At 73.6% G+C, this 15,041-nt stretch carries 11 protein-coding genes; 7 read left to right on the top strand and 4 right to left on the bottom strand.

Annotation, left to right across the window (positions count from 1 at the left end):
- The first annotated feature begins 260 nt into the window (after positions 1 to 260).
- Entirely contained in the window at positions 261 to 434 is a 174-nt protein-coding gene (locus AC067U_RS00270; RefSeq protein WP_478827354.1) for a hypothetical protein, read from the top strand.
- Between the two features lie 475 nt (positions 435 to 909).
- On the opposite strand, the gene AC067U_RS00265 is transcribed toward AC067U_RS00270, so the two are convergent.
- On the bottom strand, positions 910 to 2,403 hold the full coding sequence (locus AC067U_RS00265) for a lipase maturation factor family protein (RefSeq protein ID WP_478827353.1): 1,494 nt from the start codon (positions 2,401 to 2,403) through the stop codon (positions 910 to 912).
- Positions 2,404 to 2,624: 221 nt separating this feature from the next.
- On the opposite strand from AC067U_RS00265, the gene AC067U_RS00260 reads away from it, so the two are divergent.
- The 4 genes from AC067U_RS00260 to AC067U_RS00245 all read left to right on the top strand — a co-directional run bounded on the left by AC067U_RS00260 (position 2,625) and on the right by AC067U_RS00245 (position 7,670).
- Positions 2,625 to 4,127 carry a DUF6777 domain-containing protein gene (locus AC067U_RS00260; RefSeq protein ID WP_478827352.1) on the top strand — a complete coding sequence of 501 codons (1,503 nt, stop codon included), beginning with the start codon at positions 2,625 to 2,627 and terminating at the stop codon, positions 4,125 to 4,127.
- A 7-nt stretch (positions 4,128 to 4,134) separates the two neighbouring features.
- The gene (locus tag AC067U_RS00255) at positions 4,135 to 6,198 is read left to right on the top strand and encodes a SpoIIE family protein phosphatase (RefSeq protein WP_478827351.1); all 2,064 of its coding nucleotides are present in this window, start codon (positions 4,135 to 4,137) and stop codon (positions 6,196 to 6,198) included.
- A 188-nt stretch (positions 6,199 to 6,386) separates the two neighbouring features.
- On the top strand, positions 6,387 to 7,250 hold the full coding sequence (locus AC067U_RS00250) for an Fpg/Nei family DNA glycosylase (protein WP_478827350.1): 864 nt from the start codon (positions 6,387 to 6,389) through the stop codon (positions 7,248 to 7,250).
- A gap of 27 nt (positions 7,251 to 7,277) precedes the next feature.
- On the top strand, positions 7,278 to 7,670 hold the full coding sequence (locus tag AC067U_RS00245) for a hypothetical protein (protein WP_478827349.1): 393 nt from the start codon (positions 7,278 to 7,280) through the stop codon (positions 7,668 to 7,670).
- Between the two features lie 286 nt (positions 7,671 to 7,956).
- Here the strand turns inward: AC067U_RS00245 and AC067U_RS00240 are convergent, their stop codons facing one another.
- Positions 7,957 to 10,764 carry an alpha/beta hydrolase gene (locus AC067U_RS00240; protein ID WP_478827348.1) on the bottom strand — a complete coding sequence of 936 codons (2,808 nt, stop codon included), beginning with the start codon at positions 10,762 to 10,764 and terminating at the stop codon, positions 7,957 to 7,959.
- 362 nt (positions 10,765 to 11,126) lie between these two features.
- On the opposite strand from AC067U_RS00240, the gene AC067U_RS00235 reads away from it, so the two are divergent.
- A complete protein-coding gene (locus AC067U_RS00235; RefSeq protein ID WP_478827347.1) occupies positions 11,127 to 11,861 on the top strand; it encodes an SDR family NAD(P)-dependent oxidoreductase in 735 nt (244 codons plus the stop codon).
- A gap of 289 nt (positions 11,862 to 12,150) precedes the next feature.
- On the opposite strand, the gene AC067U_RS00230 is transcribed toward AC067U_RS00235, so the two are convergent.
- Positions 12,151 to 12,660: a hypothetical protein gene (locus AC067U_RS00230; RefSeq protein ID WP_478828240.1), complete on the bottom strand. Its 510-nt coding sequence runs from the start codon at positions 12,658 to 12,660 to the stop codon at positions 12,151 to 12,153.
- Positions 12,661 to 12,873: 213 nt separating this feature from the next.
- Positions 12,874 to 13,443 carry a sigma-70 family RNA polymerase sigma factor gene (locus tag AC067U_RS00225; RefSeq protein WP_478827346.1) on the bottom strand — a complete coding sequence of 190 codons (570 nt, stop codon included), beginning with the start codon at positions 13,441 to 13,443 and terminating at the stop codon, positions 12,874 to 12,876.
- 308 nt (positions 13,444 to 13,751) lie between these two features.
- On the opposite strand from AC067U_RS00225, the gene AC067U_RS00220 reads away from it, so the two are divergent.
- On the top strand, positions 13,752 to 14,969 hold the full coding sequence (locus AC067U_RS00220; protein ID WP_478827345.1) for a CapA family protein: 1,218 nt from the start codon (positions 13,752 to 13,754) through the stop codon (positions 14,967 to 14,969).
- The last annotated feature ends 72 nt before the right edge of the window (positions 14,970 to 15,041 follow it).

The following is a 15,041-nucleotide window of genomic DNA, read 5'->3' as shown; positions in this document are numbered from 1 at the left end:
CTGCTCCCCGAGCAGACCAGCTTCGGTCGACACGCCGACGTACGAGGTGCTGAACTCCTGGAGAAGACAAGCAGTCCAGACCGGATTTTACTTTCCCGTTGAGCGGAACCCCGCTCAAATGTGTACGCTGAGGCACACGGACGGCCCCACCCGGGCCACGCTCCGTATCCAGAACGACGGCGCCACCGCGACCGGATTGCCCTCTTCTCCCTGCCCGGTGCGGTACGCCCGCCGGGTTTCGCGACACGAAGGAGTGCGCGGTGACACGAGATCTGAAGAAGAAGCACGAGCAGGGCCTGGCAGAGGGCCCGGAACGGCACACCCGCTCCGACGAGCTCGGCAGCCTGGAAGTGTGGGCCCGCTCCGCGCCGATCCGGCTGGCCGGGTACGAGGACGACCTGGCGGAGCCGCACATCCTGCCCGGCATCGACTGACCGCCCCCTGCCGCTCCCGGCAGGACCACGACCGCCGCCCCCGGGCCACCCGGCCACGGGGGCGACGCGTGCCCGCGGGCGCGCCGCACCGGCGGCCACGGGGACCGCACCGCCCCCGACGGCCCGACGCCCGACGGCCCTCGCCGGACCCGACACCCGACACCCGGCACCCGACAACCGGCACCCGGGACCCGACAACCGGCACCCGGGACCCGGCACCCGGCACCCGACACCTGGGACCTGGTGGCCGACACTCATCCGGCTCCCTCCGGTGGCTCACCCGGATGGCGGTGGGAGGCCCCGTGCTCGCCCCCGGACCCGCACGAGTTGCCGATCCAGTACGTCGACGTACGCGATCCGGCCCGGTGGACCCTGGACGCGGCGGCGGCCGGACTCGCCCGCGGGTACACCGTGCCCTGCTGTCCCCGGCCGGGCCGACCGGCCCCGCTCCGGCCTGGACCGCGAGCGGGCGGACTCACTCCTCGCCGGACCCCGACGGCGGTCCGGCCGAAGGCGACCGCGACGGAGCCGGTCCCGACGCCTCCGGCACCCGAACCGCGAGGCGGGTGGGCGGCAGGTACTCCCGCACCAGCCGGCGGTGCCACCACGCACCCGTCTCGCGCAGCTCCCGCCAGGTGGTGAACCGGTACCGGTACAGCCGGGCCCGTACGAACACCGGCGGGGCGTCCGGGAACGGGTTGTGCCGGAGCAGCCGCAGCGTGTCCCGATCGCCCACCAGCAGCCGTTCCACGAACGGCCCGAACCAGTCGCGGGCATAGCCGGGGGAGAGCGCCGCGAACCACATCAGCCAGTCCAGCCGCAGATGGTACGGCGCGAACTGGCGCGGCATCCGGCGCACGTCCCCCGGCTTGCCCCTGAACCCGTACTCCCGCCAGTCCCCGTCCTCGCGCGGCACATGGTCCCCGGTGCCCTCCACCACCACCTCGTCCCTTATCCGGCCCACCGTGCCGAACGCCCCGTACGTGTTCACCAGGTGCAGCGAGTCGAAGGACCGGTTCATCACCTGGCGACGGGACAACATGTTCCGTACCGGATGCCGGCTCAGGACGAGCACCAGCACGGTCGCCGCGCACACCAGGACCGCGAACCAGACCGGCGGGGACCGGTACGCCGCGGCCGGCGGCGGACCGGTGAGCCCGGTGAAGTCCACCGCGGACACGGTGATCGTGATGGTGATCCAGTTCAGCCAGGCGAAATTACCCGACACCACCAGCCACAGCTGGGTGGCGATGATCAACCCGGCCGCCACCGAGGCCACCGGCTGCGGAGTGAACAGCAGCACCGGTACCCCGAGTTGGGTCACGTGGTTCGCCGCGCACTCCACCTTGTGCAGCGGCTTGGGAAGATGATGGAAGAACCAGCTCAGCGGTCCCGGCATGGGCTGGGTCTCGTGGTGGTGGTAGAGGCAGGTCAGCTGCCGCCAGCAGGCGTCCCCGCGCATCTTGATCAGACCCGCGCCGAACTCCACCCGGAACACCAGCCAGCGCAGCAGGAACAGCACCAGCACCGGCGGGCCGACCTCCGCGTTCCCCAGGAACACCGCCAGGAAACCCGTCTCCAGCAGTAGCGACTCCCAGCCGAAGGCGTACCAGGTCTGCCCGACGTTCACGACCGACAGGTAGAGCAGCCACAGCACCGCCCACATCGCCATCGCACAGCCCAGCGGCACCGCGTCACCCGCGCCCGCCGCGAGCGCGGCCGCCAGCAGCGCCCCGCCCCACGCACAGGACGCGAAGAGCCGGTCGGAATAGCGCCATTGGAACAGGCTGGGCGCCCGGCGGAACGGCACGTACCGCACGTAGTCGGGCACCGGCAGCATCCCACGGGAGCCGATCAGCGCCCGGAACTGCAGCGCCGCCGCGACGAAGGCGACGAGGTAGAGCCCGGCCAGGGCCCGCTGGAAGACCAGCCGGCCCAGCCAGTACCCGGGCGACGTGAACCAGTCCATCACCTCCAGTATCGGCCCGGCCCGGGCCGCACGGCACGACCCGGCGGAACCCCAGGGGGGTGTCCGGCGGACGGCGGCCCCGCCGCAGCCCGCCGGACGCCCCGGGTTTCGGCCGGTCGGGGCAAGTACGGCGGGGTGGGAGCAACGGGCGGCGGACCCCGCTTGCGACACCCCCGGGCATACGTCAGACAGGAGGGGTATCCGGGGAAAGGAAGAACCACGTGAGGCCGAACCACGTGCCGAAACACGTGCCGAACCAGGTGCACGGACCGACACCTCGTCAGGCGCCGCGCCGCCACGCGCCGGCCGGCGCCGCCCTCCTCGCGCTGCTCGGCCTCCTCGCCGCGGGCTGCAGCGCCTCGGACGAGAGCCCGGCCCCGCCCGCCGAGAGCCAGGAACTCTTCCTGCAGCCGGTCGGCGCCGCCGAGCCCGACCCGTTCACCCAGTCCACCGCCACCGGCGAGTCCGCCCCGCTGCAGCCGCCGGTCCCCAATCCGACCGGCCAGGGCATCCGTACCATCGGCGGCGCCACGCCGGGCCTGTACGGCGGCACCCCGCGGCTGGGCAGCTGCGACATCGAACAGCAGGTCAGGGCGCTCACCGACGAGAAGTCCAAGGGCAAGGCCAAGGCCTTCGCCGAGGCCACCGGCATCGAAACGGACCGGATTCCGGAGTACCTGCGCTCCCTCACCCCCGTCGTGCTGCGCGCCGACACCCGGGTGACCAGCCACGGTTTCCGCGACGGCACCTCCCACCCCTTCCAGTCCGTGCTGCAGGCCGGCACCGCCGTGCTGGTGGACGCCCACGGGATGCCCCGGGTCCGCTGCTCCTGCGGCAACCCCCTCGCATCGCCGCGCGCCGCCAAGGGCGCACCGGCGCCGCAGGGACGGCCGTGGTCCGGCTACCACCCCAACCAGGTCGTCGTCATCGAGCCCACCGCGCACGCCCTCGACAAGCTGGTGATCGCGAACCTCACCGACAACACCTGGATCGAGCGGCGCACCGGCGACGACGGGGCCCAGGACCGGCCCCCGCAGGTGATGCCCCCGTACAGCCCGCAGGACGGCATTCCGGCCCATGCCGCGGCGCCCGCCCCGGCCGGGACCCCACAGGCGGAGTCCTGCACCCCGGGCGAGCCGGACTGCACCGCGTCCGTGCCGATGCCGCCGGGCGGGCAGACCCGGCCGATCGACCCCGGGCCGCTGCCCCCGCCGAACATGCGGCCCGCCCGCCCGCAGGAGCAGCAGCAGGGGGCGGCCGGCGGCGACCCGTGGCTGCAGGGAGCGGCCGGCGGGGATCCGTGGCTGCAGGGAGCGGCCGGCGGTGACCCGTGGCTGCAGGGCTCCGCCGGCGGGGACGGTGCCGGCGGGGACCTCGCCCAGGACCCGAACGCGCCGGAGAACCAGCAGGGCCAGGCGCTGCCCGAGGACCAGCAGCTCCAGCCGGACCAGCTCGACCAGCTCGATCAGCCGGCCCCGCAGCCGGACGAGCAGGTCCTGCCCGACCAGCTCGACCCGCAGTTCCAGCCGCAGGACCAGGGCCCGTCGGACCAGCAGTTCGTGCCGGACGACCAGCTCCCGCAGGAACAGCTGGAGCAGTGGCAGCAACAGGAACAGCAGCAACAGGAACAGCAGCAACAGGACCCGTACGCGGTCCCGGACGAGGGCCTCACCGCGGACCAGGCGCAGCAGGCGGACCAGGGAGCGCAGCTGGGGAGCGCCTGAACCGCCCGTGTGTCATGGTGGACCGGTGCAGCCCACCGTATCTCTGCCGGACGACTGGCCCGCACACCCGGACCGGTCCCTCGCGCTGAACAGGATGGGCAGCTTCGACTGGGACCTGGTCACCGGGTCCATGCACATGGACGCCCCGGCACTGGACGTCTTCGACACGGCCGCCGAGGACTACGACGGTCGGCCGGAGTCGCTCGCCCCGCGGGTCCCGCCGGCCGAGTCGGTACGGCTGGACGCGCTGGTGTCCAGCGCGCTCAAGAGCGGCGCCGAGAGCTACGGCGCGTACTTCCGGATCCGCTGCCGGGACGGGGAGCTGCGCTGGACCCACACCCAGGGCCGGGTGCTGCGCGACGCCGAGGGCCGCCCGTACCGCATCATCGGCATAGTCCGGGACGCCACGGAGGAGCTGAACCACTCCGCCGAACGCCTCGGGCTGGACGAGGAGCGCCGCCGCCAGACCTCCGTCGTCGAGGCGACCACCGCCGCCCTGGCCCACGCCCGCACCGTGCAGGACGTCATCGACGCGCTGAGCGACGCCCACGGCCTGGAGCGGCTCGGTTCCATGGGCATGGTCATGGGGCTGGTCGAGGCCGGACGGATCCACCTGGTCGCCGAGGGCCCGCAGGGCAGCTTCGTCCCCGGCACCCGGTTCACCCGGATCGACGAGGAATACCCGATGAGCGAGGTGGTCCGCTCGCTCCAGCCGAAGTTCATCCACTCCCCGCAGGAGTTCGCCGACGGCTACCCCTACCTCTGGTCGAAGATCACCCACATGGAGATCTCGGCGGCCGCCTACCTGCCGCTGATCGCCCAGGCCCGCCCCATCGGCGCCATCGGACTCCTCTACCAGGACAAGGACGGCTTCACCCAGGAGGAGCGGAACCTGCTCGTCGCCCTGGGCAGCAGCATCGCGCAGAGCCTGCAGCGCGCCATGCTGCTGGAGCAGGAGCACGACATCGCGGAGGGGCTGCAGCAGGCCATGCTGCCGCGCCGGATCCCCAAGGTGCCGGGCGCGCAGATCGAGGTCCGCTACCGCTCCGCCCGGATGGGCCGGGACATCGGCGGGGACTGGTACGACGTGATCCCGCTGCCCGGCGGGCGGGTCGGCGCGGTCATCGGCGACGTCCAGGGCCACGACACGCACGCCTCCGCGGTCATGGGGCAGCTGCGCATCGTGCTCCGCGCGTACGCCACCGAGGGGCACTCCCCGGCCACCGTGATGGCGCGGGCCTCGGCCTTCCTGCACGAGCTCGACACGGACCGCTTCGCGACCTGCACGTACGCCGAGGCCGACCTCGACACCGGGGTGCTGCAGCTGGTCCGGGCCGGGCACATCGACCCGCTGGTCCGCACCCGCGACGGGGACTGCCGGCGGCTTCCGGTGGAGGGCGGCATGCCCCTGGGCCTGTCGTCCGAGTTCGGCCGTCTGGAATACCCGGTGACCACGGTGGAGCTCGACCCCGGGGAAACGCTTCTGCTGTGCACCGACGGCCTGGTCGAACAGCCCGGCGCCGACCTCGACGACGGCGTCCGCTTCCTGGTCCGCACGGTCCAGAGCCTGCCGGGGGACCTGCGGAGGCTGGCGGACCGGCTGTGCGAGCTCGTCGACGAGCGCGGCGGGGACGACGACATGGCGCTGTTGCTGCTGCGCCGCGAGATCCCGGAGTCCGAGCAGGGCGGCGGACGCCTCCAGCAGCACGTCGCCCAGAACGATCCCGAGGCACTGGTCTCGGCCCGACACATGATCGGCGCGGCGGTACGGGCCTGGGGCGCGCGCGAGCGGGCCGACGAGATCGAGCTGGTGGCCGACGAGCTGATCGTCAACGCCCTGATGCACACGGACGGCCCGGCGATCGTCACCCTCCGGGTGCTGACCGGGCCCGAGCGGCGGCTCCGGGTGGAGGTCGAGGACCGTTCGAGCGCCCTGCCCCGCCGTCGCGAGGCGGGGGAGTCGGGAGTCTCGGGCCGCGGACTGATGCTGGTGGACCGGCTGGCGGACGTATGGGGCGTCGAGCCGCGCGGTGGCGGCAAGTGCGTCTGGTGCGAGTTCGCCATGACCTGAGCCATGACCTGAGCCATGACCTGAGCCATGACCTGAGCCGTGCCTTGGCGTGCACCGGGCCTGGGGTGCACCGGCCGTGCACCGGCGGGGCCCGGCATGCACCGGCGGGGTCCGGCATGCACGGGGCCTGCCGGACCGGCCCCGGGCCCCCGATGGCGGTCCGTGCCGGGCGGCGGCAGGCTGGTGGCATGCCCGAGCTGCCCGAGGTGGAGGCCCTCAAGGACTTCCTCGGCGAGCACCTCACCGGCCGGCAGGTCGTCAAGGTGCTCCCCCTGGCCATCAGCGTGCTCAAGACCTACGACCCGCCGCTCGGCGCCCTGGAAGGCGGCACGGCGGGTCCCGTCACCCGGCACGGCAAGTTCCTCGCCCTCCGCATCGGGGACCTGTACCTGGTCACCCACCTGGCCCGGGCCGGCTGGCTGCACTGGCGGGACGAGACGCCGGACCGCCCGCCCAGGCCCGGCGGGAAGAGCCCGCTCGCCCTGCGGGTCGTCCTCGACGACGGCTCGGGCTTCGACCTCACCGAGGCGGGCACCCAGAAGCGGCTGGCCGTGTACGTCGTCCACGACCCGCAGGAGGTGCCCGGCATCGCCCGCCTCGGGCCCGACCCCCTCGCCGCAGGCTTCGACCGGGACGCCTTCGCCGCACTCCTGCGCGGCGAACACCGCCAGGTCAAGGGGGTGCTCCGCGACCAGAGCGTCATCGCCGGCATCGGCAACGCCTACAGCGACGAGGTCCTGCACGCGGCCCGGCTCTCCCCGTTCAAACTCGCCTCCGCCCTCGACGAGGACCAGATCACAGGCCTCCACGAGGCCGTGCAGGACACCCTCCGGGACGCCGTCGAACGCTCGCGCGGCCTGGCCGCGGGGCGGCTGAAGGCCGAGAAGAAGACCGGGATGCGGGTCCACGGCCGGGCCGGCGAGCCCTGCCCGGTCTGCGGGGACACGATCCGCGAGGTGTCCTTCGCCGACTCGGCGCTCCAGTACTGCCCCACCTGCCAGACCGGCGGCAAACCGCTCGCCGACCGCCGCCTCTCCCGGCTGCTCAAATAGCCCGGCACGCCCGTACACTTCCTCGGCATGGCGGAGGAACAGCGGCCCGGGGCGGCACCGCGCCGGGAAGTGGTCACCGGGGTGCCCAGGGCGGCCCGCCGCCGGCCGCCCGCCCATGCGCCGGCCCGCTCGGAGATCTCCGAGCAGACCACCCTGGGCGCCACCTACGTACGGGCGCTGATGCGGAGCCAGCTGCGTGCCGCGCTCGGCGCGCTGGCGGCGCTGGCCCTGATGGTCGGCACCCTGCCGCTGCTGCTCGCGCTGCCCGGAGGCGGGTCCGGCGGCCTGGTGTGGGCGGCCCTCGGGGTGGCCGTGTACCCCCTGATGTGGCTGATCGCCCGCTGGTACGTGCGCCGTGCCGAGCGCAACGAAGCCGACTTCAGCAACCTGGTGGCCGACCCCAAGGACTCCTCGTCCTGAGGTCCCGTCGAGGGGGCTGCTACCGGCCCTGGACGCGAAGGGAGACGAGGGCCAGGTCGCGGAGTTCGCTGGGGCCCGGAGGTGGTGCCCGGCCGCGATTTCGGCGAGCGTGCTGAACTGTCCGGGGTAGACCATGACGGGCAGGTCGCGGCGGGTGAGGCAGCAGAAGACGGCGAACTCCTCGAGGAAGTACGCGCTGGACGTTTGCAGTCTGCGGGTCACGTACGGGGGCTCGGGTGGCCGCCGGGGCCCGTCACCAGGGGCCCCGGACGGCGAACCCTCCGGTCTAGGAGGCGTCCTTGACGGTGCCCGTCAGCAGCGGGCCGCGGACCGGCTGCCAGTCGGCGTCGTAGGTGACCAGACGGGCCCGCAGCTGCTCCACGGGCTCGCGCACCCGGTCGGCGACGGTGGGCACCGACACCTCCACGCCGAGGCTGCCCGCGGGGACGGTCGCCCCCAGGGGCTGTTCGGCGGCCACCGCGGACAGCGGCCGGGCCGGGCTGGGAACGGCGCCGAACCACTCCTTGAGCCACCCCGGGTCCACGTCCGCGGTGGACAGTTCCGGTCCCTTCGGGACGGGCAGCAGCTGGAACTGGCCCTGGACGTCGGCGTCCGCGACCTGCGACAGGGTGACCCGCCAGGTCAGCGCGCGGCCCTCGGTGACCGACGCGGCGACCGGGACGGCCTTCACCGTGGGCATCGGGTCGTCGTTGCGGGCGGTCACCCCGCCCGAGTGGGACCCGACCAGGGCGCCGCCCGCGGACTTCACGACCACGTCCTGGGTGCTGTCCCAGCCGTAGCGGGTGTTGCCGTGCACGGTGAAGGGCACGTCGACGGTCCGGTCGCCCGGCCGTACGGTGACGACCTTGGAGGTGGTCTTCCCCTCCCCGTCCGCCGCCCGGACGAACACCCGCACCTGCCCGCTGCCCTTGCCGGACACCTTCACCGGCACCCGGTACGTACGGGAGCCGGAGTCGCCCTCGGCCACCACCAGGCGGCCGACGTCCACGCGCGGGAGCGCGGCGGCCCGCGCGGCCGGGGTGCCGGGGCTCCAGCCCCAGGCGTCCACCAGCCAGGCCCGTCCGGAGCGGCTGCGCGGGATCAGCTCCAGGCTCCGGACCGTCTTCAGGTCCAGCCCGGCACGGGTGGCCGCGGCCAGCGGAAGCCGCAGTTCACGGGCCCAGTAGGAGGCGGTCCGGGCGGTTCCCGGCAGCCCGTCGACGGTGGTCCGGCCGAGCACCGCGCGGCGCCCGGAGCCATCGGTGAGGGCCACGTCCAGCTGGGTGCCGGTGCTGTTCGGCGGCACGATCAGGCGCAGCGCGAGCTCCTTGGACCCGGCCAGGGACACCGGCTCGGCCGGCCGTACGGTCACGGGCGCGCCGGGCGCCGTCCAGCGCAGGGCGACGGCGTCCCGGCCCGGCTCGCTGGAGACTTCCCAGCGGGCGAAGTGCGGGGAGGAACCGGCGGTGTCGGCAGGCAGACAGGCCCGCTTGGGGTCCGTGTCGACCTGGGCGCAGAGCCGCCCGCCGGTGACGGCCACGGACGGGCCGGGCAGGACCAGCGGGGTGCGGTGGCCGCCGACGGCGTGGGTGAGCACCTTCGCCGGGCCGGCGGACGGAACGCGCCTGCCGGTTCCGTCGAGCAGCGGACGGACCGCGTCGTCACCGGCGACGAACAGTCGCGCGGAGGCGGCGATGTACGCGGCGCCCGCGGTCTGCTGCTGCGCGGCCGTCAGCCGGGTGCCCTTGCCGGGCGAGCAGAGCGGGTCGGGGGTCTCCCCGGGCCAGAAGTCGTCGTCCGCCGGGGCCTTGGCCTGGCCGGGGGTCCACTCGGTGTTGAAGTAGTTGTGGTTGGCGCCGACCACGTAGACGGCGCTGTGCAGGGCGGTGCCGTTGCCGGTCCCGCGGGCGGCGTCGAGGAACTGCTGGCCCTGGAGGTCGGAGACGTCCCCGTCGCAGCCCGGCAGGAGGGTGGTGGAGGGTACGTCGGGAACCGGGTTCTGGCCGAAGAGGGTCGGGCCGATGAGCACGTTGCCGCGGATGTTCCAGTTCACCGGGCCCACTTGGCCGTCCTGGTCGGCCGGGGGCCGGTACAGGCTGTCCATGGCGGCCCGGTTGACCCCCTCACCGCCGCGCGAGTGGCCGACGAGCATGACCTTGGACAGGTCCGCGCGGGCGGTGGCCTTGACGGCCGCGGGGGCCGAGGCCGGGTTCCCCGCCCAGTTCGCCCACTGGGCGAGGTGACGGCGCACCAGTGAGGAGCGGGCCTGCGCGCCGGCGTCCTCCAGGCCGCCGTCCTGACCGTTGATGCCGTTGGCGGCGACGGACACGGTGACGTAGCCCTGCGAGGCGAGCAGTTTCTGGGCCTGCAGGTAGCCGTTCTGGCTGGGGATCGGCTGCCAGCCGCTCTTGCACGGCCAGTCCCCGCTGGTCTCGCCCCTGGTGTTGAAGCAGGTGCTGTGGCGGCCGTGCAGGAAGAGCACCAGCGGACGTCCGGCGGGGGCGTCGGCGGGGCCGACGACGGTGCCGCGCATCTCCACCGGGGCGGCGAGGCCGGGGAGTTTCACCGACGGCAGGGTGTACTCGCCGCTGACGGTGCGGTGCCGTCCCGGCAGCCCGGGGTCGACGGGGCCGGCCGCGGGCGGGGCCTCGGACGGGGCGTCCGGCCGGAACTGCTCGGAGCCGGCCGGGTCCGGGGTGGGAGCGGCGGCGTCGAGGCGACGGCCGCCGGCCAGCACCCGCAGGTCGTTTCCGGGGCCGATGCGCAGTCCGGCGGCGTCGAGGGTGAAGGTCCGGCCGTCGGGTCCGGCCGTGGGGAGGCCGAGCAGCTGGTCCCCGGAGCGGAACTCGACCCGGGCGTCACCCATGGGGACGCGGCGGTCGGCGGTCCACTGCAGGCGGCGTCCGGCCCCCGTGCCGGTGATCCGCCAGCCCGGCGGGAGGTCTGTGGTGGCGCCGGTCGCCGGTGTCGGTCCGGCGGCGTCCGGCCGGCCGGCGGGCGCGGGGGAGGGCTGCGCGAATGCCGGGGCGGGTGCCGCCGAGGCAAGGGCGAGCACCGCCGTGGCCGCGGTCACCACGTGTGTGACACGTATCAAGGTGGTCTTCCTCGGTTCGGGTTGTGTCGGGCGGCGGCGGTGGTCGGCCGTCGCCTGCCTTCGCTCCCGGAGGATGGCGGGAACCGGGCCGGGGTTGCCTCCCGGCCGGAACCGTGCACCGATGAACGCGATCCGAGAGTGCGGTTTGTGAGTGTCTGATCGCTTTGTCGTCGACTGATGGAGTGGACCGTGGCGGAGTCGGCCGGCCCCGTGCGGAGGTGGGCGTCGGGTGGGGGCGGCCCGCCAAGGCCCCCGTCTCTGATCGATGTTCTTCCGTGCCCACGGAATAACGCTGCACGTGGCTGGGGTTGTGCCCCGCTGAACGCATGGCAGAACGGTTCGGTTTGATGGAGGAGCAGATCATGACTCAGCAGCTCGCGGGGAAGACGGCCTTGGTCACCGGTGGTTCTCGGGGAATCGGAGCGGCGATCGTCCGTCAGCTGGCGGCAGACGGTGCTGCCGTCGCCTTCACCTACAACTCCTCGAAGGAGAAGGCGGAGGAGCTCGCCGGTGAGCTCGGCCCGCGGGTCGTCGCGTTACCGGCCGACAGCTCCGACGCCACTTCCCTGCAAGCGGCCGTGACGGCCACCGTCGAGACCTTCGGCTCTCTCGACATCCTCGTCAACAACGCCGGGGTCGGCCGCTTTGCGCCGCTGTCCGATCTGACCCTCGACGACTTCGACGAGATGTTCTCGGTGAACGTCCGGGCGATCTTCGCCGCCGTCAAGGCCGCCGAACCCCACTTCACCACGGGCTCCCGGGTCATCAACATCGGCAGCGTCAACGGAGATATATCGCCCTTCCCGGGTCTTTCGCTCTACTCGGCCTCCAAGGCCGCCGTGTCCGGGCTCACCCGCGGCCTGGCCCGGGACCTCGGCCCGCGCGGCATCACCGTCAACAACGTCCTGCCCGGCCCCGTCGATACCGACATGAACCCCGCCGACGGCGAATTCGCCGACGTCGTCACCCCCCGAACCGCCCTCGGCTACTACGCGACCCCCGACGACATCGCCGCGACCGTCTCGTTCCTCGCCTCGCCGGCCGCCCGCTACGTCACAGGCAGCGACTGGACCGTCGACGGCGGCCTGACCGCCTGACCCGCCCGAAGCCGACCCCGCCGACGCCCGGCCGCGTCGGCGGGGTCGGCTGTTGAACCCTTCCTCCCACCCGCTTCACCGCTCTCGCCGCCCTCACCGACGCCGGCCGGCCGATGCGGGCCCGCGACCTGCCGATCCGCCCGAAGAACACCGAAGGCATCCGGTCCAAGCCGAAACGCCTGGTCACACGAGGCATCCTCACCGAACCCGAACCCGAATCCGAGCCCGGCCCGTTCACCGGAACGGGCACTGCGTCACGTACCGCACTTCGACGTGAACTCGCCCGTCCTCAGAAGAGGTGCATGGCCAAATGGCCGAGAGGGAGGCCGAGTTGCCAGGCGGGGGTCCAGACCCGCTCGTTCTCGTCGAGGCCGGGCGGGTCGCCGGTCTCGGGGAACTCCGCGGGCCGGGCCGGGTCGAGGTCGGTGGCGAACAGCTCCGTGCGGTCCAGCCAGTGCCAGGCCGCCCGGGCCAGCTCCAGGTCAGGGTCCTCGCCGCGGCCCTCCTCCCGGGCCGCCTCGCCCAGTTGGAGGAACCTGGTGTGCACCCAGTCCCGCCAGGGGTGCCCGTACGCGGTCAGCGAGAGCCATTCGTCGAGCTGGGACACCACCCGGATGCCGGAGAGCTCGCCGGCCGCGTCGGAGAGGTAGATCGTCAGGGCGAGGGTGTCCCGCCCGGCCCGGAACTCCAGCGTGCCGACCGGGATCAGCCGGCCCGTGCGCAGCAGCTCGTCCGCGATGTATTCCGCGTAGAGCCAGGCCATGGGCACCGCGAGCCCGCCGTCACTGGTGCCGTTCATCCCCTCGGGCTGCACCGTTTCCACCTTCTCCCGGGTGTCGTGCCGTGCGTCGTACGCGTCGAGCCTTGCCGGAGCGGCTCCCGGACCGGGGGTTGTTTACCAAACTTGAACGTTCCGGTGCCGTTTCCGATGGATTCGAGACACCTTGCGGACAGGTGACGGCCGGTCCGCATCGCTCGCCCGGTGTTCCGACCGGTCCGGCGGGGGCCGGCGTCAGGCGCCGAGCCCGTACCCCTGGAGGTCCTTCCGCAGGGCGCGCAGCGCGTAGTACGTACGGGACTTGACGGTGCCGGCGGGGATGCCCAGCTCGCGGGCGGCCTCGGCGACGGACCGGTCCCGGAAGTAGACCTGCACCAGCACCTCGCGGTGCTCCCGCCCCAGGCTTCCCACGGCCCGCCGGACGTCGAGGGCGGTGACCGCCCCGGTCACCCCGTCGACCGGCGCCGGTGCCTGCTCCAGATCCTCCTGGCCGATCTCCTGGGGCCGGGACAGGCGCGCCCGGCGGGCGTCGATGGCGAGCCGCCGGCCCACGGTGAAAAGCCAGGGCCGCATCGACGCGTGCCCGCTCTCCAGGGCTTCCGGATGCTGCCAGGCCCGGACGAGGGTTTCCTGGACCAGGTCCTCGGCGCGCTGGGTGTCCCCCTGGGTGAGCCCGAGGAGGAAACCGAACAGGGCTCGGCCGTGCTCGCGCTGGAGTTCGGTCAAGGACTGGGCGTCCGTGTGCCGGACGGTGGCAGAGGGTGTCACCGGGTGGCTCCTTCCGGGTTCCGTGCGGCTCGACATGCCCACCCTGACCTGCGCGGAGCCGCCCGGGAACCGCCGGGCGGGGCCGGTGCGCCCAACCACCCGGGCGGCCCGGTGGACGGCAGCCTTCCACGACGAACGGTCGAACGGTTCGGCGAACGGGTGGGGCGGGCCCCGGCCGGCGGGGAGCCGTGCCGGCCCGACGGGTGGGACGGATCCCCGCCCGAAGGGTGAGGCGCACCCGCTCCGCGGCCCCGGTCCTTGACTTTGCGCGCCGTCTTCTGTGGATTTCAGATGATCGGATCGTCATACCGGCAGATGTGTCAGCACACGAGGGAGCTGGGCCGATGACCACGTGCACCCGGCGGGCCGCCGCCGTCCTGTCCGCGCTCCTGCTGGCGGCTGCCGCCGCCGGCTGTTCCGCGGACGGGGACCCGGCCACGGGCCGCCTCGCGCCCGACTCCACCCGCCGCCCATCCGGCCCCGCGATGCCCTCCGGCGCCCCGGGCACCCCCACGCCCCAGGGCTTCACGCTGGTCGCCAGCGGCGACGTCCTCCCGCACCTCTCGGTCATCAACCGTGCCCGGGCCGACGCGGGCGGCGACGGCTACGACTTCGCGCCGATGTTCGCCTCGGTCGAGCCGGCCGTCGCCAAGGCCGACCTGGCCCTGTGCCACATGGAGACCGTGTACGGCGACGAGGACGGCCCGTTCAGCGGCTACCCGGCCTTCGTCTCCCCGCCACAGGTGGCCGACGGCCTCAAGGACACCGGGTACGACGGCTGCTCCACCGCGTCCAACCACACACTGGACGACGGCGCGGACGGCCTGCGCCGCACCCTGGACCGGTTCGACAAGGTCGGCCTGAAGCACGCCGGTTCGGCCCGTACCGCGGCCGAGGCGGCAGCCCCGGCAGCGGTGTACCGGGCGGGCGGGGCACGGGTCGCGCACCTCGCGTACACCTTCGGCACCAACGGCAGCCCGATGCCGGAGGGCATGCCGTGGGCGGTCGGCCTGATGGAACAGGACAAGATCGTCGCCGACGCGCGCGCGGCCCGCCGGGCCGGCGCCGACGTGGTCCTGGTCAGCCTGCACTGGGGCACCGAATGGCAGACCGAACCGGACGAGCAGCAGCTCGCCCTGGGCCGCGCCCTGACCGCCTCCACGAGCGGCGGCCGGCCGGACGTCGACCTCATCCTCGGCACCCACGCGCACATTCCGCAGGCGTACGAGAAGGTCAACGGGACCTGGATCGTCTACGGCATGGGCGACCAGGTCGCCGGCACCATGTTCAACCACTCGGGCGATTTCGACCCGCGAGGGAACTACGGTTCCCTCGCCCGCTTCCGCTTCGAGCCGCCGACCGCGGCGGGGCAGCGCTGGCAGGTCACCCGTGCCGAGTTCATCCCGCAGTGGATGGACCGCGACGCCGGCCGCGTGATCAACCTCCCGGCGGGCCTGGCGGCGGACCCGGACCGCGCGGACTACGAGACCGCCCAGGAGGCCATCACGGAAGCCGTCCTCAGCCGGGGCGCCGCCAAGCAGGGCCTGACCATGGGCCGCTAGGGGACGCCCTCCGGGTGAGGCCGGCCCGCGCCGGGGCCGCCGTTAACGGCCGGCGGGGGACCGGCCCTCCGG

Source organism: Streptomyces sp. NPDC043853 (assembly GCF_056436025.1).
Note: the sequence above shows the minus strand (reverse complement) of the source record. Positions and strands in the feature narration are given on the sequence as shown.